The organism is Streptomyces sp. x-19 (assembly GCF_046549115.1).
GTDB classification, from domain to species: Bacteria; Actinomycetota; Actinomycetes; order Streptomycetales; family Streptomycetaceae; genus Streptomyces; species Streptomyces albulus_C.
The window spans coordinates 818,724-840,102 of sequence record NZ_JAJPWK010000001.1; the positions used below are offsets into that span (position 1 = coordinate 818,724).

Sequence of the window (21,379 nt, forward strand, 5' to 3'; positions counted from 1 at the left end):
TTACGCTCTGCACATGATTCGATGGGACGCCGATCACGAAAGCACCACGGAAACCCCCGATGTCGCAGCCCTCGCGGCGCTGCTCGCGGACCGGACCCGCGCCGCCATCTGCATCGCCCTGCTCGACGGCGGCACATGGACCGCCGGCGAGCTGGCCGAGTACGCCGGGGTGGCGCCGTCCACCGCGACCGAGCACCTCAACCTCCTGGTCGCCGGCGGTCTGCTGGCCGAGGAACGGCGGGGGCGACGGCGCCACGTCAGGTTGGCCGGGCCGGACACCGCCGAGATCCTGGAGAACCTCGCCGGGCTCGCCCCCTACCGCCGGGTGCGGATCCGCTCGCTGGCCGAGGCCAACCACCGCCGGGCCCTGCATCACGCCCGCACCTGCTACGACCACATCGCCGGGGCCCTCGGGGTGGCCATCGCCGAGGCGATGACCGAACGCGGCCTGCTGGGGCGGGAGCACGGACTGGAGCTGACCGACGCGGGCGCCGCGTGGCTGGTCGCGCTGGGCATCGAGGGCGGCGGGCACTCGTCGACGCACCGGGCGCACGTGCGCACCTGCCTCGACTGGACCTCGCGGCGCCAGCACCTCTCCGGTGCGGTCGGGGCCGCCCTCTACCGGCACGCGCTGGAGCACCGCTGGGTCATCAGGGCCCCGGCCAGCCGGATCCTCGCGGTCACCGAGGCCGGCCGGGTCGCCTTCCGGGCCCGGCTGGGGTTGCCCGACGAGGTGCTCACGCCCACGCCGGCGGCGCCGCCGGCGCGGGACCGGACGGAGGTCAGTCCTCGCCGACCTGGGTGATCCGGTCGTCGCCGAGGCGGTGCTGGACGTCCTGGAGGAGGACCCGCAGCAGCCCGGCCAACTGCTCCTGCTGTGCGGGGGCGAGCGCCTCGATCAGCTCGGCCTCGCGGCCCAGTACGCGGTCGACGGTGGACTCGACGAGGTGGTGGCCGGCCGGGGTCAGTTCGACCAGGACGGTGCGCGGGCGGCCCTCGCCGGGGCGCCGGGTGACCAGGCCGTCGCGTTCGGCGCGGGCCACCCGTTGGGAGACCGCCCCGGCGGTGATCATGGAGCGTTGGCCCAGCTCCCGGGTGGTCAGGGTGTACGGCGGGCCGCCGCGGCGCAGCACGCTCAGGAGGTCGAGGGTGGCCGGGTCCATCCCGGCGCCGCTCAGTACCCGGCGCCGGTCGTCGCCCAGGAGCTTGGCCAGCCGCCAGATGGGCGTGACGATCCCGATGGAGGAGACCGGCGTGCCCGGGCGCTCGCGGCGCCAGGCGGCGGCGATCTCCTCGACGGGATAGCCGGCGGCGCGGGCCTCGGGGTGGTCGGCGCCGTCCTGCGTCGCGGCTTCGCTTGCCACCGGACCTCCTGGGAGTGTTATGTTCAGGTCTAAATTTAGCCCTCAACGGAGGGCGGTCGCGAGTTGTGCATTTAGATCTAAAAGACACGGACGGAGCTCAGCATATGGCACGCACCCTCCTGATCACCGGCGGCGGCACCGGCATCGGCCGCGCCCTCGCCGCGCACTTCGCGGGCCACGGCGACCACGTCGTCATCACCGGCCGGCGCCCCGGCCCGCTCCGAGCCGTCGCGGACGCCGTCGCCGGGGTGACCGCCCTGGTCTGCGACCACACCGACCCCGCGGCGCTGCTCCGGCTCGCCGCGGAACTGCCCGAACGCCTCGACGTCCTCGTCAACAACGCCGGCGGACAGACCGACTTCGACGCCGACGGCGGCACCGACCTGGCCTCCTACGCCCGGGACTTCCGCGCCAACCTCGACGCCAACCTGCTCGGCGCCGCGCTGACCACCCGGGCCCTGGAGGACCGGCTGGCGGACGGCGGAGCGGTCATCCACATCGGGTCCATCGCCGCCGACCAGGGTTCCGGCTCCTACGGGGCGGCCAAGGCCGGACTCGCCTCCTGGAACGTCGAACTCGCCCGACTGCTCGGCCCACGCGGGATCACCGCCAACGTGGTCGCGCCCGGCTACATCGCCGACACCGAGTTCTTCCGGGACCGGCTCGCCGACGCGCGCCGGGAGCGGCTGGTCGCGGACACCGCCACCGGCCGCCCCGGCTCCGTGGACGACATCACCGGCGCGGTGGCGTTCCTGGCGTCGCCGGCGGCCCGGCACGTCACCGGGCAGGTGCTGAACGTCAACGGGGGCGCGCACACCACCCGTTGAGGCTGCGCCCCGTCCCTCAGCCGGCGTCGCCCGCCACCAGACGGGCCGGGAAGCCGCCGGTCGCGATGGGGCCCCAGCGCCGGGGCGTGACGCGGATCAGGGACTTGCCCTGCTTGCGCATCGCCGCGCGGTACTCGTCCCAGTCCGGGTGCTCGCCGGCGATGTTGCGGTAGTACTCGACCAACGGCTCCAGGGAGTCCGGGGAGTCGACCACCTCGGCCTCGCCGTCGACCTGCACCCACGGGCCGGTCCACTCGTCGGACAGCACGAGCACGCTGACCGACGCGACCCGGCGGACGTTGCGGACCTTGGCCCGCTCCGGGTACGTCGACATCACCAGCCGACCGGAGTCGTCCACCCCGCAGGTCAGCGGCGAACCCTGCGGGGTGCCGTCGGCGCGGCGGGTGAGCAGGATCGCGCGGTGCCGCGGGCGGACGAACTCCAGCAGCTCGGACAGGTCGACACGGGTGGTGGTGGCGATGGAAGGGCTCATGCACGCGAGCCTAGGGTGTCCGGTGCGCTCCGGGGCGAACCCACACGGCTCCCGCCGCCCGGTTCGCCGCGGCCCGGTGGTCGGTTCAGCCCTTCAGCAGTTGCTTGCCGGTGGCCGCGTCCACCACCTTGCGGCCCGCCAGCGGGCCGTCCAACCGCACCTTCGTCTTGTCGGTGGCCAACTGCTCGGTGCACATCCCCTTGGGGTTCTTCTTCTTGCCCCATCCGGACACCACGACCAGTTCCTTGGACTCCAGGACGCGGGCGCCGTAGCCGGCGTCGCAGGCGCTGTGGCCGACGGTCACCGTGAGCTCCTTGGCGTCCGGGCGCGTGGGGTGGTCCGCGCCGGCCAGCGGCAGCAGAGCCTCCTGCCGGCCGGACACCGGGGCGACCTTCGGCCAGTCCCGCACTATCTGCGCGGCCCGCGTCTCGAAGGCGTCCTTGGCGCGCGGCGGCGGTGCGGCGCCCACGGTCTGCGTGCCCTTGCCGCACCCGGTGAGCGCGACGGCGCCGGCCGAGGCGAGGGCGACGACCAGGGCGGTCACACGGGTACGCGGACGGGTGGAGTGGGCGGGGTGCTGCATGACGTGCCTCCTCGGGTCGGTCGCGGATGGGACGTGTCAGGGGCACGGCGGGTTCCGTCCGGCGGACGTCCGGTCCGGACCACCCGCCGTCCGGTGCGCCGCTCGCTCCATCTGCCCACGGCAGACAGCGCCGCTGCCCGACCCCGCCGACGAATAGCGTCCCGACCATGGACCTCCAACGGCTCGCCCCGCACGTCTGGCAACTGCCCTTCCCCGTGGGCCACGTCTACCTCGTCGCACTCTCCGACGGCGCCTACGCCGCGGTCGACACCGGACTGCCCGGCTCGGCCCCCGCGATCCTCGACGCGATCACCCGGCTCGGCGGCCGCCCCGGAGCGCTGCGCCAGATCGTGCTCACCCACTGCCACGTGGACCACATGGGCTCCGCCGCCGACCTGGTGGCCGCCACCGGGGCCCGGGTCCTGGCCGGTGCGCCGGAGGTCCCGTACGTCGACGGCACCCGGCCCGAGCCGTCGCCGGACCTCACCCCCGTCGAACGGGCCCTGCACGAGCGGGTGCTGGCCGGCATCGCCGCCGACGGGGTCCCGCCGCCGCGCCACACCCGGGTCGACGTCGCGCTCCACGACGGCGACGTCCTCGACGGCTGGCCGGAGCCCGCCCGGGTGCTGCACGTCCCCGGCCACACCCCCGGCAGCATCGCCCTGCACCTTCCGGAGAGTCGGGTGCTCTTCCCCGGAGACACCATCGCCACCGACCCCGACGGCACCCGGGTCCTGCTCGGGCCCCTCAACGTCGATCGCGCCCGGGCCGTCGCCTCCTTCCGCCGGCTGGCCGCCCTCGACGAGGTCGACACCGTCTGCGTGCCGCACGGCGTGCCGGTCCGCTCCGACGGTCACGCGGCCCTGGCGGCGGCGACCCCGGAGGCGGATTGGCGGTGAGGCACCCCAAGTCCGGTGAGTGCAGGTGTATGTGACGTTTCGTCAGCCGGATTCACGGGGCACGACACGGAAGGTCCCGAGCCGGTGGGTGGTCGGTGGCGTCGACGGGGCCCGGACGAGGGCGTCGACCAGGAGGGCGAGCCGGTCCGGGGCGACGGCCTCGGTACGGACGCTGGTCAGCCGGGGGCGCAGCAGCCGGGCCAGCAGCAGGTCGTCCGCGCCGACCACCGCGATCCGCCCAGGGCCGGTCCCGATCGCGTGACCGGCGTCCTGGAGGGCGCGCATCAGGAGCATCGCGTACGCGTCGTTGTAGGTGAAGACCGCGTCCAGGCCGAGCGCCGGCCACCGGGCGACGAGCCGGGCGGCGGACTCCTCGGTGAGCGCCAGGTCCAGGGGGTGCACCGTGGCCTCGGGGTGGCCGGCGGCCACCGCCCGCAGGCCGGCCAGTCGCGGATCGGCCAGGGCGGCCAGGCCCGGTTCGGCCGGCAGCACCACGCCGATCCGGCGGCGGCCCGCGGTGAGCAGGTGCGCCCCGGCCCGGCGGCCGGCCTCGGACTGGTCCAGCAGGAGGGCGTGGGCGCCGGGCGGTGCCTGCGGGCCGGGGGTGAGCACCGCCGCGGTGCCGGCCCGCTTGAGCAGTTCCACGGCGGGTGCGTCCAACGGCGGGTCGTGCAGGGTCAGTACGGCGGCGGGGCGGAGTTCGGCCCAGGCGCGGGCGGCGGCCAGCGGGGAGTCGGCGGGTGCGCCGTGCAGCACGCCGGTGTAGCCGAGGCGGTGCAGCGCGCTCTGGAAACCGGCCAGGAAGTCGGTGAACAGCGGGCCGAAGACGGGTGCGGTGTCCGCCGGCGCGGCCAGCAGCACGATCCGGCCCCGACCGGCCCGCAGGCTGCGCGCGGCCGCGTGCGGGACGTACCCCAACTCCTCGGCGGCGGCCCGCACCCGGGCCTGGGCGCCGGCGCCGACGCGCCCGGCGGCCTGGCCGTTGAGCACGTACGAGACGGTCGCGCGCGAGACCCCGGCGCGGCGGGCAACGGCCGCGCTGGTCGGGGGTGTTGGAACGGCCTCGCGGCCGGTGGGATCGGTCATGCTGGTGGGCATCCTCGCACAGGGGTGCTGGGCGCCGGAGCACGGCGCCGCTTACGCCCTGCCGACAACTTACACGTGTAACTTCGACCGTGCGGCCGTGCCGGACGGCCCTTGCGGGCCCCGCGCGCGACGCACCGGCGCCCGCTAGCGGGCGGGAGACGAGCGGGAGAGAGGCACGGATGCAGCTGCACACCCACGAGTGGGGCGACGGCGACCGGACCGCGGTGCTGATCCACGGGATCATGTCCGACCACCGCACCTGGCATCGGGTCGGGCCGGCCCTCGCCGCCCGCGGATACCGCGTCATCGGCGTCGACCTGCGCGGCCACGGCCGCAGTCCGCGCGGCGACTACGGCGCCGAACTGTTCGCCGACGACCTGGTGGACACCCTGCCGGTCGGCGCCGACGTCGTCCTCGGGCACTCGCTGGGCGGGCTCGCGCTGTCCCTGGCGGTCGAACGGCTGCGGCCGCGGCGCGCGGTCTACTGCGATCCGGCGTGGTCGTTGGCCGGTGTCGGGCAGGCCGTCGACCCGGCGGTGTTCGTGACGTTCAAGAACGCCGACGCGTCCCGGGTGCGCGCCTTCAACCCGCGCTGGGACGACGTCGACGTCGCGGTCGAGCTGGCCACGATCGCGGACTGGGACACCGGGACGGCGCTGGCGCTCTCCGGTGGCCACCTCCAGGACCGGACACCGGAGCGGCCGTTGGTGCCGTCGTTGGTGCAGATCGCGGGGGAGGGGTTCCTCTTCACGCGGGAGGCGGGCAAGGAGCTGGCCCGACGCGGCTTCGAGGTGCGCACGGTGCAGGGCGCCGGGCACACCATCCACCGCGACGACTTCGACGGCTTCCTGGCCGGGCTGGAGGGGTGGATCTGAACCGGCCGGGTCGCGGGGCCGGCCGGCCCCGCGACCCCCGAGGTTGACGCGTCGTCAGGTGTCGCAGTCCAGCAGGGTCCTGCACAGGCCGCAGCGGGCCTGGAGGCGTCCGCGGACCGGGACGCGGATCCGCTGGCAGCAGACCGGGCAGGGGAAGGACACCCGCAACGGCGTGCCGGTGCCGGGGGTGGACTCGAAGGCGTAGTCGCCGCCGGGGCCGGCGGCGGGCGCGGGGCGGTGCGCGGTCCCGGCCGCGCGGCGGTCCTTGGCGTAGCGGAGCCGGGCGGCCCAGCCGGCGCCGGCGAGCGGCGGGCGGCGGGCGTCCTGCTCGGCCCGCGCCCGCCCGGCGGTGTACGCGTCGTACGCCTGCGGGCTGGTGAACCACGGCGACGGGTCCTCGCCGAAGAAGGCGGCGCGCTTGGCCAGCACGTAGCCGAACTCCTCGGGCGTCAGGTAGCCCAGCTTCTGCGAGAACGGACCGTGTTCGCGGTACGCGTCCAGCAGCAGCCAGCCGGCGCCGAGGTAGGTGGCGGCGGTGTCGGTGAGGATCTCGTTGTCGCGGGTGCCGGGGAAGGACAGGTCCAGTCGGTGCAGCCAGACGTGGGTGACCTCGTGGGCGAGGGCGGCGCCGATGTCCTTGCGGTGCCGTCGGAAGCGGTCGTTGAGTTCGACGAAGTACTCCGGCCCGGCGGTCAGTTCCACGGTCGCGGCGTGCTCCATCTCGCGGAAGGTGATCACGATCCGGGCGTCCGGCAGGTGTAGTTGGCGGACCATGGCGCGGGCGACGCGCTGGGCGCCCAGGTGGAGGTCCTCGTCGTCGTCGAAGGCGACGTCCACCGGCAGCACGCTGGTGGGGAAGGTGCTCACGGTGTCGTGGGACAGGCGCCGGAAGAGCGCCGTGAGGGCCGCGCGGACCGTGTCGAGGTGCGGGAAGCCGTGTGCGATCGCGCTGCCGCCGGTGGTCATCCGGACACTGTACGACCGGGGTGGTCCGGGGGGTACCAGGGCGTACGGGGCGTAGGGGGTAAGGGAGTTGGCCGGATGTTGACCCTTGTCACTCTGTTCCCGGACTCCACATAATCACAGGGCGCTTTACGGGTTCATTGCCCAGATGCCCGGAGGCTTTGCGGTGTGCTGCCGCCGTCCGCGCGGATTTTGCGGTGGCCGTACCCGGCGCCGGGTTTGGCATGGGCCTGTCATGACGCTTTCGACCCCCCACGAAAGGAAAGCCCGTGCGCACCTCCCTGAAGCACCTCAAGAGAACCACCGCCGCCGGTGCGATCGCCCTCGCCGCGTTCAGCCTCCAGCCCGCCGCGGCGCAGGCCGCCCCCGCCCCCGACCCCGGCGGCTCCGTGCACTCCCACGTCGTCGGCGGCACCCGTGCCGACCAGGGCGAATTCCCCTTCATGGTCCGGCTGTCGATGGGCTGCGGCGGCGCCCTCTACACCAAGGACATCGTGCTCACCGCCGCGCACTGCGTCGACGGCAGCGGCCCCGACACCTCCATCACCGTCACCGGCGGCGTGGCCGACCTGGAGGACTCGGCGGCCGTCAAGGTCAACTCCGCCCAGGTCCTCCAGGCCCCCGGCTACAACGGCAAGGGCAAGGACTGGGCCCTGATCAAGCTCGCCAAGCCCATCGACCAGCCCACCTTGAAGATCGCCGAGAACGACACCTACAACAAGGGCGACTTCACCATCGCCGGCTGGGGCGCCGACAAGGAGGGCGGCGACCAACAGCGCTACCTCCTCAAGGCGTCCGTCCCGTTCGTCGACGACGCCACCTGCCAGAAGGCGTACGGCGACTCCCTCACGCCCGGCGACGAGATATGCGCCGGCAAGCTCGACACCGGCGGCGTCGACACCTGCCAGGGTGACTCCGGCGGCCCGATGTTCCGCAAGGACGACGCCGGCGAGTGGATCCAGGTCGGCATCGTCTCCTGGGGCGAGGGCTGCGCCCGGCCCGGCAAGCCCGGCGTCTACAGCGAGGTGAGCACCTTCGCGGCGGACATCAAGAAGGCCGCCGCCGAACTCGGCTGACCGGCCCACCCCAGACGGCCGGGGCCCGGCCACCCCCCGGGCCCCGGCCCGTACCGCCATCCGGCGTCGTGGCCACCCCGGCGGCTCTCGGGCCGGTCGGGCATGGGCGTCGTTCACCGAGTCGCCCCACGGCCGGCCATGACGGTCAGCGGCTCCCAGGAGAACCGGACCTGACAGCCGTAGCCACCGAGGTACTCGATCTCGGGGTACCGCAGCTCATGACGTGGGCTGAGCGCGTTCGGCCAGCGCATGATCGCCACCCCTACGGCGCCCAACTCGGCCAGCTCCCGCACCTGCATCCATCCGGAACGCTGACGCGGGTCCGGCTCGCCGAAGGCATCAGTGATCGTTGCCACGATCGCCAGCTTGTGCCCACGGGCGAGTGCGCGCCCCTCGGCCTCGGCGCGCTGCCGTGCCAGCCCCGGTGCGGCGGGGCTGCGCTCCGCGCAGATGTAGAGGACGGCGGGGGTCTTCTTCTCTTGGATGGTCATGGAGCCTCGTCTGGTCAGCAATGGGGGAAGCGCGCCGGCAGCCCGCTGGTGGGAACCCAGGGGTCGGTCGCCGCAGTGCCGAGACCCGCCCCTTCAGCGGCACTTGGGCACTTGCGTACAGTCAACGGACCCATGCCGACGTGCGACCATCGCGCATGCGGCATCCGCATACGGACATGCGCGTAGCGGGCACGAGTACGGTCTCGGTGTCGCGTGGAGTCGTAGCGTGGAGGTACACCGTGGACTTCTGGAGCGGGCCCGTAAGAGAGGCGTCACAAGCGGGGGACTACGGCCAAGTGATCGAACTCGTCCGCGTCCACAAGCGGATCACGCAAACCGCGCTCGGCCATGCTCTGGGGCTGAGCCAGTCCGCCGTCTCCCGCTTGGAGAAGAAGGGCACAAGCGCGTACCGCACACACACCCTCGCAACGGCAGCGGCGTACCTGGAAGTCCCGCCGGCGCTGCTGGGACTTGCCGACAGCCACCTGTCGGGGAACGGGAACGACGGTGAAGAAGTGAACCGACGACGTGTCCTCGGCGGGGTGGCCGTGACCGCGGCCGCTCCCGCTCTGGCTTTCCTGCCCGCTACGGGGGACGCGATCGGAGAGCAGGCGGCCGCTCTGCGGCTGTCCACCTCGGCCTACCGCAGACTCGACGGAACCACGCCCAGCAGGGCGCTCTCAGAAGCCGTGCGCTCGCACCTGGCCCTCATCCAGACCATTGCGCACACCGCGAAGGGCGACCGTGACCGGCGTCGGCTGGCCGCAGTCGGCAGCGAGGCGGCCAGCCTCGCCGGATGGCTCGCGTGGGACATGGGCGACAACGGGTCGGCGCGCTCCTGGTACGGATCGGCGATCAAGGCCGCGCGCACCGCCGGTGACCCCTTGCTGACCGCCTACCAGTGCGGAAGTCTGGCCCAATTCGAAGCCCATGCCGGTAACAGCACGGAGGCCCTCAACCTCGCGCAGCGCGCCCGCCGTGCCGTGGAGGGCGATTTCCCGGCCGTCGCCAACGCGTGGCTGGCCACCGTCGAAGCGCTCGCCCACGCCGTCGCAGGTGACCGATGGTCCGCCGACAAAGCGCTGACCGCGGCCCGCACCGGCGCTGAGAACCAGCCGGAGGAGACGCCCCCGTGGCCGTGGGTGTTCACCTTCACCCCGTCCAAGGTCGCCGCCGCGCGTGTGGCATGTGGCGCCCGGCTCGGGCGGGCGGACTGGGTTCTGTCCGCGGACGGTGAAGTCCTTGCGACCGGACACGGAAAGCAACGCGCCTTGCTGATGCTGGACATCGCGGCCGGTCATCTCGCGGCGGGACGCGTGGACGGGGCCTTCTCGCTCGCTGCCCGGGCAGTGGAGACCGGACTTCGCTACCGTTCCGGCCGGATCGTGGAACGAGCGCGTGCCGTGCGCCGGAAGCTGACCACCGGCTCACCGCCCAAGTCGGTGCGCGCATTCGATGAGCGACTGCACGGCGTCTATCTGTAGGAGGACGGAATGCGCGTGGGGATCACCGGTCACCGCGGCTTGAGTGCCGAGGTGGAGCTGCTGGTGCGGGAACAACTGACGGACGTGGTCAGCGGGTACGACCCGACGAAACTGGTGGCGGTCTCGTGTATCGCGGACGGACCGGACGCGTGGTTCGCCGAAGCCGCCCTGGGGGCCGGGGGGCGACTGGACGTCGTCGTCCCGGCCGCGGAGTACCGTGCCGGTCTCCCCGCGTGGCACCACGCGACCTACGACGAGTTGCTGAGCCGTGCCGCCGAGGTGCATCAGACCGGGCTGACGGCTTCCGATTCCGCCGCGCACATGGCCGGCTCAGAGACCCTCGTCGGCCTCGTCGACGAACTGCTGGCCGTGTGGGACGGGCGGCCCGCACGCGGCTACGGCGGCACCGCCGACGTGGTCGCCTACGCGCGGCGGACGGGAGTTCCGGTGCGGGTGCTGTGGCCGAAGGGGGCCACGCGTGACTAGGTCGCGCCCCCGGTAGACACCCCTGCAGGGGCGGTCGGCCGGAGCGTGCGGGCCAGGGCGGAGGAATTGCCCAGGCCGGGCCCCGGCCCGTACCGCCATCCGGCGTCGTGGCTTGCGGGCGCCGGGCGCCGCGGGTCCGATGGAGCCATGCCGATCAGCGTGGTCATCGCCGACGACCAGGAGATGGTCCGGACGGGCTTCCGGATGATCCTGGAGAGCCAGCCCGACATCGAGGTGCTGGACGACGTCACCGACGGCGCCGCCGCATTGGAGGCCGTCGAGCGGCTCCAGCCCGACGTGCTGCTGCTCGACATCCGGATGCCGGAGCTGGACGGCCTGGAGGTCACCCGCCGGCTCGCCGAGCGTGCCGCCACCCACCCCGAGTTCCACGACCGCCCCAGGATCGTCATCGTCACCACCTTCGACCTGGACGAGTACGTGCACGCCGCGCTGCACGGCGGCGCCTGCGGCTTCCTCCTCAAGGACGCCAGCCCCGCGCTGCTCGTCGAGGGCGTCCGCGCCGCGGCCGCCGGCGACGCGCTGGTCTCACCCGCCATCACCCTGCGGCTGCTGCGCGCCATGGCCCCCACCGCCGGCCGCGCCACCGCCCGCACGCCCGGCGAACCGCTCACCGAGCGCGAGGAACAGGTCGTCCGCGCCCTGGCCACCGGCCGCACCAACGCCGAGATCGCCGACGAACTCTTCGTCTCGCTCTCCACGGTCAAGACGCACCTGGCCAACGTGCAGGCCAAACTGGCCGCCCGCAACCGCGTCGAGATCGCCGCCTGGGCCTGGGAGACCGGGCTGGCCAGCGGCGGATGAGCCCGATGACCGGGTGGGCCCGCGCCCACCCCCGCAAGGCCGCCGCCGCCAAGACCGCCCTCGCCGCGGTCCTGCTCTTCCTCGTCGGCGTCGAGTCGGTCGTGCTCACCCAACAGCCCACCCGGCCGCACGCCATCGTCGTCGCCGCGGCCGTCGTGGTCTGCCTGTGCGCCGTGCCGTACCGCCGGATCCCGCTGACCCTCCGGGCCCGGATCGCCGTCGCGGTCTCGCTCACCGCCTCCGTCGTGCTGATCGCCGGCCAGCACGCCCTGCGGGTCTGGGGCCTGGGCGAGGGCATCGCCCTGCTGGTCCTGCTCACCGCCGTGGTGCGGCGGGCCCCCGGCCGTACCGCCGCCGTCCTCGGCCCGCTGCTCGGCCTGTCCTGCGTCCTGGCGCCCATGCGGGACATCCGGATGGGCGTCTTCACCGTGGTCTACGGCGTGCTGACCGTCGTCGTCACCGCCTACTCGCTGATCCTGCGCTGGCAGGACGCCGGCCGGCTGCGGGACCTGGCCGCGGTGCGGGACGCCGAACGCCTCGAACTGGCCAGGGAACTCCACGACCTCGTCGCGCACCATGTCACCGGCATCGTCGTGCAGGCCCGGGCCGCCCGCTTCACCGCCCTCGACGGTGCGCGGGCCGTCGATGCCTTCGCCCGGATCGAGACCTCCGGCGGTGAGGCGCTCGGCGCCATGCGCCGGCTGGTGCGGGTGCTGCGCGAGGGCGAGGCCCGCACCACCCCGGTCGCCGGCCTCGCCGAGGTCCGGGCGCTGGCCGAGGCGTTCACCCGCACCGGCCCGCCGGTCACCCTGGACCTCGAACCCGGCCTGGACCGCGCCCTGCCCCCCGAAGTGGCCGCCGCCGTCCACCGCATCGTCCGCGAGGCGCTCACCAACGTCCGCAAGCACGCCGCCGACGCCACCGCGGTCCGCATCACCGTGCACACCGTTCCCCGCGGCACCGAACTGCGCATCGCCAACGACGGCGGCACGCCGGCCCGCCTGGCCGAAGCGGCCCGCGGCGGAGGGTTCGGGCTGGCCGGCCTCACCGAGCGGGCCGAGGCCCTGGGCGGCACGCTCACGGCCGGCCCGGCACCCGAAGGCGGCTGGGAGGTCACCGCCGTCCTGCCCGCGAGCGACCCGGCCGGCGACTGACCCCGCGCCCGCCGGCCACATCTGTCCAACACCTCCCGCCCCTTAGTCCATGGGCCTGCGCCCCGCCCGCCGCGCACGCTGTCCGCCGACAGGCCGCACCGCCACCGAGGAGGACGCGCGTGACCGCACAGCCAGGGCCCAGCCGCAGACAACTCGTCGCCGCCACCGCACTCGCCGGCGTCGCCACCGCCCTTCCGCTCGGCACCCGCACCGCGGCCGCCGCGCCCCGCACCGACGCAACGGTCCTGCGCTCCACCGCGCTGGACGTCCGCGTCGACCCGGCCTTCCCCCGCGTCCTCGGCTACACCGACCGCGCCACCGGCGCCGTCCTGCACGGCCAGGAAACCCCCGTCACCCAGATCCTCGTCGACGGCACCGCACACACCCCCCGCGTCACCCACCGGGCCCGCGCCGACCGCGCCGCCTACACCCTCGCCCTCGACGGCGGCACCACTCTGGCCGTCGAGATCGCCGTCGACGGCTGGCAGGTCACCTGGCGCGTCACCGCCGTCCACGACACCCCCGCCCTGCGCGTCGGCACCCTCCAGATCCCCGACCTCGCCCTGCTCAGCGTCCGCAGCGACCAACCCGGCGCCCACCTGCTCGCCGCCCGCCTCCAACTCGACAAGGCCACCAGCGGCGACACCCTGATCGAGGTCACCGCGGACACCCCCGCCGACCCCGCCCCCATCGGCTGCGCCTACGCCGTCGTCGCCACCGACCAACTCGCCGCGGCCATCGAGACCAACACCGTCTACGACACCCCCACCGGCGCCACCACGTGGGAGAACGGCCGCCTCTGGCGCCGGACCCGGCACCGCGACGGCCTCGTCGAGGCCCAACTCGCCCCCGGCCAGTGGACGCACCGCGCCGCCGGCCAACCCGTCGACGCCACCGAGCCCCTGCCGTACGCCACCGTCGTCCTCACCCGCGACCGCAACGGCGACGGCCGCACCGACTGGCAGGACGCCGCCCTCGCGCTGCGCGACGTGATGGTCAACCCGCTCGGCGCCGACGCCCAGCACCTGCGCGTCGTCCCGCACATCCCCTTCAACTTCGCCAGTCAGGCCACCAACCCGTTCCTCGCCACGCTCGACGACGTCAAGCGGATCGCGCTGGCCACCGACGGCCTGCGCCAGTTCACGCTGCTGAAGGGCTACCAGTCCGAAGGCCACGACTCCGCCCACCCCGACTACGGCGGCAACTACAACCAGCGCGCCGGCGGCCTGGCGGACCTCAACACCCTGCTGCGGGCCGGGCAGAAGTGGTCCAGCGACTTCGCCGTCCACGTCAACGCCACCGAGTCCTACCCCGTCGCGCACGCCTTCTCCGACACCCTGGTCAACAAGGACGACAAGCAGTGGGACTGGCTCGACCAGTCCTACCGCATCGACGCCCGCCGCGACCTGACCGCGGGCACCATCGCGGCCCGCTTCGCCCAACTCCGCCGCGAGACCGACCCCGCCCTGAACACCGTCTACCTCGACGTCTTCCGCGAATCCGGCTGGAACTCCGACCGCCTCCAACGCCACCTGCGCGACCAGGGCTGGCAGGTCGCCACCGAATGGGGCCACGGCCTGGAACGCTCCGCCCTGTGGTCCCACTGGGCCAACGAGACCGACTACGGCCCCGACACCTCCCGCGGCATCAACTCCCGGCTCATCCGCTTCCTGCGCAACCACCAGAAGGACGTCTTCGCCGACAAGTGGCCCACCCTCCTCGGCGCCCCCCGGATGGGCAACTTCGAGGGCTGGACCGGCAAGAACGACTGGCACGCCTTCCACACCATCGTCTGGAACGACGCCCTGCCCGCCAAGTACCTCCAGGCGTACCCCATCCGCACCTGGACCGACCACGAGATCACCTTCGAAGGCCCGACCCGCACCGTGGTCACCGACGCCGACGGGGTCCGCAGGATCACCACCGACGGCCGTCCGGTCTACGACGGCGGCAGCTACCTCCTGCCCTGGGAACCCCGCCGCGCCACCGACCCCGACAAGCTCTACCACTACAACCCCCGCGGCGGGCCGAGCAGTTGGCAGCTGCCGCGCGGCTGGTCCGGCGCGTCCGCGGTCTACGCCTACCGGCTCACCGACCAGGGCCGCGCCGAGGAGACGCGGATCCCCGTCACCACCGGCCGGATCACCCTCACCGCCCACCCCGCCACCGCCTACGTCGTCTACCGCACCAAGGCCCCCGCCCAGCCCGACCCCCACTGGGGGGAGGGCACGCCCCTGGTCGACCCCGGATTCCACGCCGGCGACCTCGCGGCCTGGGAGACCACCGGCCCGGCCGCCGTCCGACCCAACGACCGCGGTGACCACGAACTCGTCATCGACGCCGGCGCCGCCGCCACCGTCGCCCAGCGGCTGGCCCGGCTCGCCCCCGGCGACTACGCCGCCTCCGTCCAGGTCGAGGTCGGCGCCACGGCGGGGGAGCGGCGCCGCGCCGCCCTCACGGTCCGCACCGCGGACGGCGTCACCGCCACCAACTGGACCGAGACCTCCACCGCCGGCAACCACGTCGCCGCCGACCGCAAGGCCGGCACCCGCTTCCAGCGCATGACCACCCGCTTCACCGTCCCCGACGGCGGCGGCCCGGCCACCCTCACCCTCAGCGCCGCCGCCGGCGCGGCCCGGGTCCGCTTCGACAACGTCCGCGTCGTGCCCGCGCCCCGCACCGCCCGGCCGGGCACCCTCCTCTTCGAGGACTTCGAGCACGTCCCGCAGGGCTGGGGCCCCTTCGTCAAGGGCGACGCCGGCGGCTCCACCGACCCGCGCACCCACCTCGCCCAACGCCACGCCCCGTACACCCAGCGCGGCTGGAACGGCAAGGCGATCGACGACGTCGTCGACGGCGGCCAGTCCCTCAAGTCGCGCGGCGAGAACACCGGTCTCGTCTACCGCACCGTCCCGCACACCGCCCGCTTCGTCCCCGGCCGCCGCTACCGCGTCACCTTCCGCTACGAGAACGAGCAGGCCGGCCAGTACGCCTGGATCACCGCTGTCGACGAGACCACGGCCCGCGAACTCACCCGTCAACCCCTGCCCGTGGCCGTCGAACCCACCACGCTCAGCTACGAGTTCACCGCGCCCGAACGCGGCGAAGCCTGGGTCGGGCTGCGCAAGACCGGTAGCGACGGCACCGCCGAATTCGTCCTCGACTCCTTCCAGATCACCGAGGCGTGAGGGGCCGGCGGGCCGGAGCGGCGCACGCCCCGGCCCGCCCGCCTCACGGCACCAGCCGCGGCGACCCCGCCGCGCCGTCCGCGCTGTCTGGGCCGTCTGGGCCGTCTGGGCCGTCTGGGCCTTCCAGTTCCAACACCAACACCTCGTTCTCCCCCTCCCGCAGCACCGGGCCCGGTACGAACAGCCCGCGCTGCGGCCCCACCGACCAGTACCGTCCCACCGGAAAGCCGCCCACCCACGCGAAGCCCCGCGTCCACCCCGGCAACTCCAGCACCGCGTCGCCCACGCCGCCCGCCGGCACCGTCACCGTGCCCCGGTGCAGCCCGCGCGCCCCCGCGACCGGGGCGCCGAACGCCAACCCGGCCACCGCCGCGGCGCCCGCCGCGCCGTCCACCGCGTCCAGCCGCAGCCCCCGCGCCCGCACCCCGTGCAGATACTGCCGCTCGTGCAGCACCCCACCCGTGATGCCCTTCGGCTCGCCCAACCGCGGCCCGTAGTTGACCCGCCCCAGCGACTCCACCCACAGCTCCACCGCCGCCGGCCCCGGCACCGCGCCCAGCACCGCGCCCCCGGCGTCCCCCTCCTCCAGCACCGGCCCCCGCACCCCGTCCAGCACCGTCACCGCCCGGTCCCGCAGCCCCACGACCTTCAGGGTGTACGGGCGCCGCGGCCCCGGCACCGTCAGCCGGTAGCGGACCAGGCCCCGGTCCACCCCCAACTCCTCGAAGGTCGGCGGCTGCCCCGCGCACACCTCCGGTTCCCCCAACGCCTCCACCACCGCGTCCAGCGGCAGCCACCCCGACAACACCACCCCCACCGGTCCCGCCAACACCGGCTCCGGCTCCGGCAGTTCCGGCACCGGCCCCTGCGCGTACGGCGCCAGCACCTCCCGCATGCGCCAGAACTTCTCCGTCGGCCGCCCCCGCTCGTCCACCGGCGCCCCGTAGTCGTACGACGTCACCGTCGGCAGCAACGCCCCGTCCTGGAGCTCACCCGCCCGGTTGGCCCCCGCCCACCCGCCGAAGCTCGTCCCCCCGTGCGCCATGTACACGTTCACCGACGCGCCGCACTCCAGCACCTCCCGCAGCGCCGCGGCCGCGTCCGCCGCACCCCGCCCGTCCGCCGCCCGCCCCCAATGCGCGAACCACCCGCACCAGAACTCCATGCACATCAACGGCCCCCGCCCCCGGTGCCGGCGCAACGCCGCGAACGCGTCCCGCGCCCCCGACCCGAAGTTCACCGTCGCCAACACCCCCGGCACGCTCCCGCCGGTCAGCATGTGGTCCTCCGCCCCGTCCGAGGTGCACAGCGGGACGGTCACCCCCCACTCCCGCAACCGCCGCGTGAGATGACCCAGGTACGCGGCGTCCGAGCCGTACGACCCGTACTCGTTCTCCACCTGCACCAGCACCACCGGCCCGCCCCGGTCGCACTGCCGCGCCACCACCTGCGGCAGCAGCGCCCGCCACCACCCGTCCACGGCCCGCAGGAACGCCGCGTCCCTGGTCCGCACCCGCCGCCCCAACGCCCCCGTCAGCCACGACGGCAGTCCGCCGTTCTCCCATTCGGCGCAGATGTACGGCCCCGGCCGCACGATCGCCAGCAGCCCCGCCGCCCGCACCGCGTCGAGGAACCGCCCCAACGCCGCGACGTCCCGCAGCTCACCCGGGCGCGGCTCGTGCCAGTTCCACGGCACGTACGTCTCCACGCAGTTCAGCCCCATCGCCCGCAGCATCGCCAACCGGTGCCCCCACTGGGCCTCGTGCACCCGGAAGTAGTGCAACGCCCCCGACAGCAGCCGCACCGGCCGCCCGTCCGCCTCGAAGTCCCGTTCCCCCACGGCAAACCGCACCTGACGCCTCCCGACTGGTCGTTCCCCGGCCGCCCACACCCTCGCCCTCTGGCGGCCCGCCGGTCCATGGACAAAGATCGACGGTGCTTGGATGGTTCGACGGTTCGGCGTCCGGAGTTCCGGCGCGCGGGCCCGACGGAGCGGTGGCGCACGAGGACGGGAGGCCGGACGGCATGTACCACACCTGGATGCGCTACTTCACCCCCAGCCCGCTCCACCACCGCCTCGGCCTGGTCTGCCTGGGCGTCGGCCTGCAACACGGCGCCCTGCCGCCCGTCGGACCCCGCACCCTCGACCACCACGTCGCCGTCGTCATCAGCGCCGGCCGCGGCTGGTGCACCACCCCCGACGGCCGGCGCCGCACCGTCACCGCCCCCGCCCTGCTCTGGCTCCTGCCCGGCGTTCCCCACCACTACGGCGCCGACCCCGCCACCGGCTGGGACGAGAGCTTCGTCGACTTCACCGGACCCGCCGCCGACGCCTACACCGAACTCGGCTACATCGAGCCGCAGCAGCCCGTCGTGCCGCTCGCCGACGCCGGCCCGGCCCGCACCGCGATCGGCCGCATCGCCCGCGCCGCCCGCCGCGGCAACCCGCTGCTGGAGGTCGAGACCGCCGCCGCCGTCCACGAACTCCTCGTCGCCCTGCGCCGCGCCCGCGCCGACACCGACGCCGACGGCGAACCGGTGCTCGCCGCCCTCGCCCGCGACGCCTTCCTCCCGCTCTCGGTCGTCGAGCACGCCGCTCGGCACGGCATGACCCCCGCCGCGCTGCGCACCGCGGTCCGCCGCGGCGCGGGCTGCAGCCCCAAGGACTACCTCCTCGGCATCCGCCTGGGCCGTGCCAAGGAACTCCTGATCGCCACCGAACTCCCGATCGCGGCCGTCGCCCGCCGCGTCGGCTACGACGACCCCGCCTACTTCAGCCGCCTCTTCACCCGCCGCGTCGGCCTCGCCCCGGCCCGCTTCCGCGACCGCCAGGTCCACCGGGTGCCCGGGGGATGGTCGACGCAGGTGCCGGACCCCGCGGACCCTCCGAGGGTGGAGTAACGCCGCCGCCCGCCCCACGGCCGACGGGCCGGCGAAACTCCCCGCACCCGCGCGCCCCCGACGTGGCAAGCTGCCGGGCATGCCCGTATTGCAGCGCCCCGAGGCCGAGGCCCGTGCCCACCTGCTCGACGTCCACCGGTACGAGGTCGCCCTCGACCTCACCCACGGCGACGAGGAGTTCACCTCCCGCACCGTCATCCACTTCACCGCCCGCGAACCGGGCGACACCTTCGTCGAGATCCGGCCCGCCACGCTCCACGCCGCCACCCTCGACGGCCACCCCCTGGACCCGGCCGCGCTGGACGACAACCGCCTGCCGCTCACCGGCCTGGCCGCCGGCCCCCACGAACTCCGCCTCGACGCCACCATGCGCTACTCCCGCACCGGCGAGGGCATGCACTGCTTCACCGACCCCGCCGACGGCGAGGACTACGTCTACACCCAGCTCTTCATGGACGACATCCAACGGGTCTTCGGCGCCTTCGACCAGCCCGACCTCAAGGCCGCCTTCGAGCTGACCGTCACCGCACCGCCCACCTGGACCGTCCTCGCCAACGGCCGCACCGAGCAGCTCCCCGACGGCACCTGGCGAGCCGCCGCCACCCCCCGCATCAGCACCTACCTCGTCGCCGTCGCCGCCGGCCCCTGGCACTCCGTCCACACCGAGCACGCCGGCCTGCCCTTCGGTCTGCACTGCCGCCGCTCGCTCGCCCCGCACCTCGACGCCGACGTCGAGGAACTCTTCGACCTCACCCGCCGCTGCTACGACCGCTACCACGAGATCTTCGAGGAGCCGTACCCCTTCGACTCCTACGACCAGGCGTTCGTCCCCGAGTTCAACGCCGGCGCGATGGAGAACCCCGGACTGGTCACCTTCCGCGACGAATTCGTCTTCCGCTCCGCCGTCACCGACACCGAGCGGCAGACCCGCGGCATGGTCATCGCCCACGAGATGGCCCACATGTGGTTCGGCGACCTCGTCACCCTCCAGTGGTGGGACGACATCTGGCTGAACGAGTCCTTCGCCGAGTACATGGGCTACCAGGTCCTCTCCGAAGCCACCCGCTTCCGCGACACCTGGACCGACTTCGCGATCGCCCGCAAGGGCTGGGGCTACGACGCCGACCAGCGCCCCTCCACCCACCCCGTCGCCCCCGCCCCCGAGGACGTCCCGGACACCGCCTCCGCCCTCCTCAACTTCGACGGCATCTCCTACGCCAAGGGCGCCTCCGCACTGCGCCAACTCGTCGCCTGGATGGGGGAGAAGGACTTCCTCGCCGGCATCAACGACCACTTCGCCCGCCACCGCTTCGGCAACGCCACCCTCGCCGACTTCCTCGACTCCCTGGCCCGCGCCACCGACCGCGACGTCCACGCCTGGGCCGCCCGCTGGCTGCGCACCACCGGCGTCGACACCCTCACCCCGACCGTCACCGAGGACGCCGGTACCTGGCACCTGGACGTCGCCCACACCGGCAGCCGCCCGCACCGCATCGCCGTCGGCGCCTACGACCCCGACCCGGGCCACCCCGACCGGCTCGCGCTGCGCGACCGCTTCGACGTGGACGTCCCGGCGGACGGCGCCCCCGCCCGGCACACCTTCCCCAAGGCCGCCCCCGCCCTCGTCGTCCTCAACGACGGCGACCTCACCTACGCCAAGGTCCGCTTCGACGCCGCCTCCTGGGAGACCGCCGCCCGCGCGCTGTCCGGGCTGCCCGACCCGCTGACCCGCGCGGTCGTCTGGAACGCCGCCCGCGACCTGGTCCGCGACGGCGAACTGGCGCCCACCGCCTACCTCGAAGCGGCCCGCGCCCACCTCCCGCACGAGAGCGAACTCGCCGTCGTCCAGGGCGTCCTGGCCTTCGCCCGCACCCAACTCGCCGACCGCTACCTCCCCTCCTCCCCCTCCGCCCCGTCGTCCCCGGGGCAGCCGGCCGCCACCACCCGCCACACCGCGCTGACCACCCTCACCGCCCTCAGCCGCGACATCCTGCGCCGCACCGAAGGGCCCGGCCACGGCCCCGAAGCCGGCCTGCGGCTGACCGCCGTCCGCGCCTTCATCGACAGCGCCACCACCCCCGAGGGCATCCAGGAATGGCTCGCCGACGGCGTCGTCCCCGGCGGCCCCACCCTGGATCACGAACTGCGCTGGCGGATCCTCACCCGACTCGCCACGCTCGGCGCCGCCCCCCTGCCCGAACTCCACGACCTCATCGACGCCGAACTCGCCCGCGACCAGAGCGCCACCGGCCAGGAGGGCGCCGCCCGCTGCCGCGCCGCCCTCCCCGACCCGGAAGCCAAACGAGCCGCGTGGCAGGCCCTGTTCGGCACCGACCCCGGCTCCGAACTCTCCAACTACCTCTTCACCGCCACCGCCACCGGCTTCTGGGCGGCCGAGCAGCAGGACCTGCTCCGCCCCTACGTCGCCCGCTACTTCACCGAGGTGCCCACCCTCGCCGTCCGCCGCGGACCCGCCCTCGCCAAGGCCGCCGGCCGGTGGGCGTTCCCCGCCGTCCTCGTCGAGGAGGAGACCCTCCGCCGCGGCGAGCAGTGCCTGGCCGAGGGCGACCCGACCCCGGCCCTGCGGCGCACCCTCGACGACCAACTGGCAGACCTGCGCAGGGCGTTGCGAGTGCGGGCGGCCGCCGTGCGGTAGCCGGCCCGCAGCCCCACCCCACCCGGGAGAC

The 21,379-nt window shown here is 74.2% G+C and carries 19 protein-coding genes; 12 read left to right on the forward strand and 7 right to left on the reverse strand.

All coding sequences use genetic code 11. The features are described from left to right. Window positions 1–13 precede the first annotated feature (13 nt). Window positions 14–805: a winged helix-turn-helix domain-containing protein gene (locus tag ACLJT4_RS03815; RefSeq protein WP_411120963.1), complete on the forward strand. Its 792-nt coding sequence runs from the start codon at window positions 14–16 to the stop codon at window positions 803–805. Here the strand turns inward: ACLJT4_RS03815 and ACLJT4_RS03820 are convergent. Next, on the reverse strand, window positions 783–1,364 hold the full coding sequence (locus ACLJT4_RS03820; RefSeq protein WP_016573728.1) for a MarR family winged helix-turn-helix transcriptional regulator: 582 nt from the start codon (window positions 1,362–1,364) through the stop codon (window positions 783–785). The two genes, ACLJT4_RS03815 and ACLJT4_RS03820, sit on opposite strands and share 23 nt — an antisense overlap. A 104-nt stretch (window positions 1,365–1,468) precedes the next feature. Here ACLJT4_RS03820 and ACLJT4_RS03825 point away from each other — a divergent pair, with 104 nt between their 5' ends. Next, window positions 1,469–2,191, forward strand: coding sequence for an SDR family NAD(P)-dependent oxidoreductase (locus ACLJT4_RS03825; protein WP_038518800.1), 723 nt, complete (start codon window positions 1,469–1,471; stop codon window positions 2,189–2,191). Between the two features lie 16 nt (window positions 2,192–2,207). Here the strand turns inward: ACLJT4_RS03825 and ACLJT4_RS03830 are convergent, their stop codons facing one another. Both ACLJT4_RS03830 and ACLJT4_RS03835 read right to left on the reverse strand, forming a co-directional pair. Further along, window positions 2,208–2,684, reverse strand: a complete 477-nt coding sequence (locus ACLJT4_RS03830; RefSeq protein ID WP_344573726.1) for a PPOX class F420-dependent oxidoreductase — start codon at window positions 2,682–2,684, stop codon at window positions 2,208–2,210. An 85-nt stretch (window positions 2,685–2,769) separates the two neighbouring features. Continuing rightward, window positions 2,770–3,267, reverse strand: a complete 498-nt coding sequence (locus ACLJT4_RS03835; protein ID WP_411120964.1) for a hypothetical protein — start codon at window positions 3,265–3,267, stop codon at window positions 2,770–2,772. A 167-nt stretch (window positions 3,268–3,434) separates the two neighbouring features. Between ACLJT4_RS03835 and ACLJT4_RS03840 the strand changes: the two genes are divergently transcribed. Further along, a complete protein-coding gene (locus ACLJT4_RS03840; protein WP_411120965.1) occupies window positions 3,435–4,166 on the forward strand; it encodes an MBL fold metallo-hydrolase in 732 nt (243 codons plus the stop codon). 42 nt (window positions 4,167–4,208) lie between these two features. Here the strand turns inward: ACLJT4_RS03840 and ACLJT4_RS03845 are convergent, their stop codons facing one another. Then, complete coding sequence (locus tag ACLJT4_RS03845) at window positions 4,209–5,252, reverse strand: LacI family DNA-binding transcriptional regulator (protein WP_411120966.1); 1,044 nt, start codon at window positions 5,250–5,252, stop codon at window positions 4,209–4,211. A gap of 179 nt (window positions 5,253–5,431) precedes the next feature. On the opposite strand from ACLJT4_RS03845, the gene ACLJT4_RS03850 reads away from it, so the two are divergent. Then, a complete protein-coding gene (locus tag ACLJT4_RS03850; protein ID WP_275465109.1) occupies window positions 5,432–6,127 on the forward strand; it encodes an alpha/beta fold hydrolase in 696 nt (231 codons plus the stop codon). 54 nt (window positions 6,128–6,181) lie between these two features. Here ACLJT4_RS03850 and ACLJT4_RS03855 read toward each other — a convergent pair whose 3' ends face one another. Continuing rightward, window positions 6,182–7,093, reverse strand: a complete 912-nt coding sequence (locus tag ACLJT4_RS03855; protein ID WP_411120967.1) for a hypothetical protein — start codon at window positions 7,091–7,093, stop codon at window positions 6,182–6,184. 266 nt (window positions 7,094–7,359) lie between these two features. On the opposite strand from ACLJT4_RS03855, the gene ACLJT4_RS03860 reads away from it, so the two are divergent. Further along, a complete protein-coding gene (locus tag ACLJT4_RS03860; RefSeq protein WP_411120968.1) occupies window positions 7,360–8,166 on the forward strand; it encodes a S1 family peptidase in 807 nt (268 codons plus the stop codon). 113 nt (window positions 8,167–8,279) lie between these two features. Here ACLJT4_RS03860 and ACLJT4_RS03865 read toward each other — a convergent pair whose 3' ends face one another. After that, window positions 8,280–8,657, reverse strand: a complete 378-nt coding sequence (locus ACLJT4_RS03865) for a hypothetical protein (protein WP_411120969.1) — start codon at window positions 8,655–8,657, stop codon at window positions 8,280–8,282. A gap of 296 nt (window positions 8,658–8,953) precedes the next feature. Between ACLJT4_RS03865 and ACLJT4_RS03870 the strand changes: the two genes are divergently transcribed. The 5 genes from ACLJT4_RS03870 (at window position 8,954) to ACLJT4_RS03890 (ending at window position 15,791) form a co-directional block, all read left to right on the forward strand. Beyond that, complete coding sequence (locus ACLJT4_RS03870) at window positions 8,954–10,141, forward strand: helix-turn-helix domain-containing protein (RefSeq protein ID WP_411120970.1); 1,188 nt, start codon at window positions 8,954–8,956, stop codon at window positions 10,139–10,141. Between the two features lie 9 nt (window positions 10,142–10,150). Continuing rightward, window positions 10,151–10,627: a hypothetical protein gene (locus ACLJT4_RS03875; RefSeq protein ID WP_411120971.1), complete on the forward strand. Its 477-nt coding sequence runs from the start codon at window positions 10,151–10,153 to the stop codon at window positions 10,625–10,627. A gap of 147 nt (window positions 10,628–10,774) precedes the next feature. Further along, window positions 10,775–11,449, forward strand: a complete 675-nt coding sequence (locus tag ACLJT4_RS03880) for a response regulator (protein WP_411120972.1) — start codon at window positions 10,775–10,777, stop codon at window positions 11,447–11,449. 5 nt (window positions 11,450–11,454) lie between these two features. Beyond that, window positions 11,455–12,603, forward strand: a complete 1,149-nt coding sequence (locus ACLJT4_RS03885) for a sensor histidine kinase (RefSeq protein ID WP_411121076.1) — start codon at window positions 11,455–11,457, stop codon at window positions 12,601–12,603. A gap of 119 nt (window positions 12,604–12,722) precedes the next feature. Beyond that, entirely contained in the window at window positions 12,723–15,791 is a 3,069-nt protein-coding gene (locus ACLJT4_RS03890) for an endo-alpha-N-acetylgalactosaminidase family protein (protein ID WP_411120973.1), read from the forward strand. 43 nt (window positions 15,792–15,834) lie between these two features. Here the strand turns inward: ACLJT4_RS03890 and ACLJT4_RS03895 are convergent, their stop codons facing one another. Beyond that, on the reverse strand, window positions 15,835–17,643 hold the full coding sequence (locus ACLJT4_RS03895) for a beta-galactosidase (RefSeq protein WP_411120974.1): 1,809 nt from the start codon (window positions 17,641–17,643) through the stop codon (window positions 15,835–15,837). Window positions 17,644–17,816: 173 nt separating this feature from the next. On the opposite strand from ACLJT4_RS03895, the gene ACLJT4_RS03900 reads away from it, so the two are divergent. Then, window positions 17,817–18,692 (forward strand): helix-turn-helix domain-containing protein, encoded by an 876-nt coding sequence (locus ACLJT4_RS03900; protein ID WP_411121077.1) that lies wholly within the window; start codon window positions 17,817–17,819, stop codon window positions 18,690–18,692. 79 nt (window positions 18,693–18,771) lie between these two features. Continuing rightward, window positions 18,772–21,348, forward strand: coding sequence for an aminopeptidase N (gene pepN / locus ACLJT4_RS03905; protein WP_411120975.1), 2,577 nt, complete (start codon window positions 18,772–18,774; stop codon window positions 21,346–21,348). The last annotated feature ends 31 nt before the right edge of the window (window positions 21,349–21,379 follow it).

Coding starts and splice junctions, on each gene's coding strand:
- ACLJT4_RS03815 (WP_411120963.1), top strand. CDS start 14: ATGATTCGATGGGACGCCGATCACGAAAGCACCACGGAAACCCCCGAT.
- ACLJT4_RS03825 (WP_038518800.1), top strand. CDS start 1,469: ATGGCACGCACCCTCCTGATCACCGGCGGCGGCACCGGCATCGGCCGC.
- ACLJT4_RS03830 (WP_344573726.1), bottom strand. CDS start 2,684: ATGAGCCCTTCCATCGCCACCACCACCCGTGTCGACCTGTCCGAGCTG.
- ACLJT4_RS03835 (WP_411120964.1), bottom strand. CDS start 3,267: ATGCAGCACCCCGCCCACTCCACCCGTCCGCGTACCCGTGTGACCGCC.
- ACLJT4_RS03840 (WP_411120965.1), top strand. CDS start 3,435: ATGGACCTCCAACGGCTCGCCCCGCACGTCTGGCAACTGCCCTTCCCC.
- ACLJT4_RS03845 (WP_411120966.1), bottom strand. CDS start 5,252: ATGACCGATCCCACCGGCCGCGAGGCCGTTCCAACACCCCCGACCAGC.
- ACLJT4_RS03850 (WP_275465109.1), top strand. CDS start 5,432: ATGCAGCTGCACACCCACGAGTGGGGCGACGGCGACCGGACCGCGGTG.
- ACLJT4_RS03855 (WP_411120967.1), bottom strand. CDS start 7,093: ATGACCACCGGCGGCAGCGCGATCGCACACGGCTTCCCGCACCTCGAC.
- ACLJT4_RS03865 (WP_411120969.1), bottom strand. CDS start 8,657: ATGACCATCCAAGAGAAGAAGACCCCCGCCGTCCTCTACATCTGCGCG.
- ACLJT4_RS03875 (WP_411120971.1), top strand. CDS start 10,151: ATGCGCGTGGGGATCACCGGTCACCGCGGCTTGAGTGCCGAGGTGGAG.
- ACLJT4_RS03880 (WP_411120972.1), top strand. CDS start 10,775: ATGCCGATCAGCGTGGTCATCGCCGACGACCAGGAGATGGTCCGGACG.
- ACLJT4_RS03885 (WP_411121076.1), top strand. CDS start 11,455: ATGACCGGGTGGGCCCGCGCCCACCCCCGCAAGGCCGCCGCCGCCAAG.
- ACLJT4_RS03900 (WP_411121077.1), top strand. CDS start 17,817: ATGTACCACACCTGGATGCGCTACTTCACCCCCAGCCCGCTCCACCAC.
- pepN (WP_411120975.1), top strand. CDS start 18,772: ATGCCCGTATTGCAGCGCCCCGAGGCCGAGGCCCGTGCCCACCTGCTC.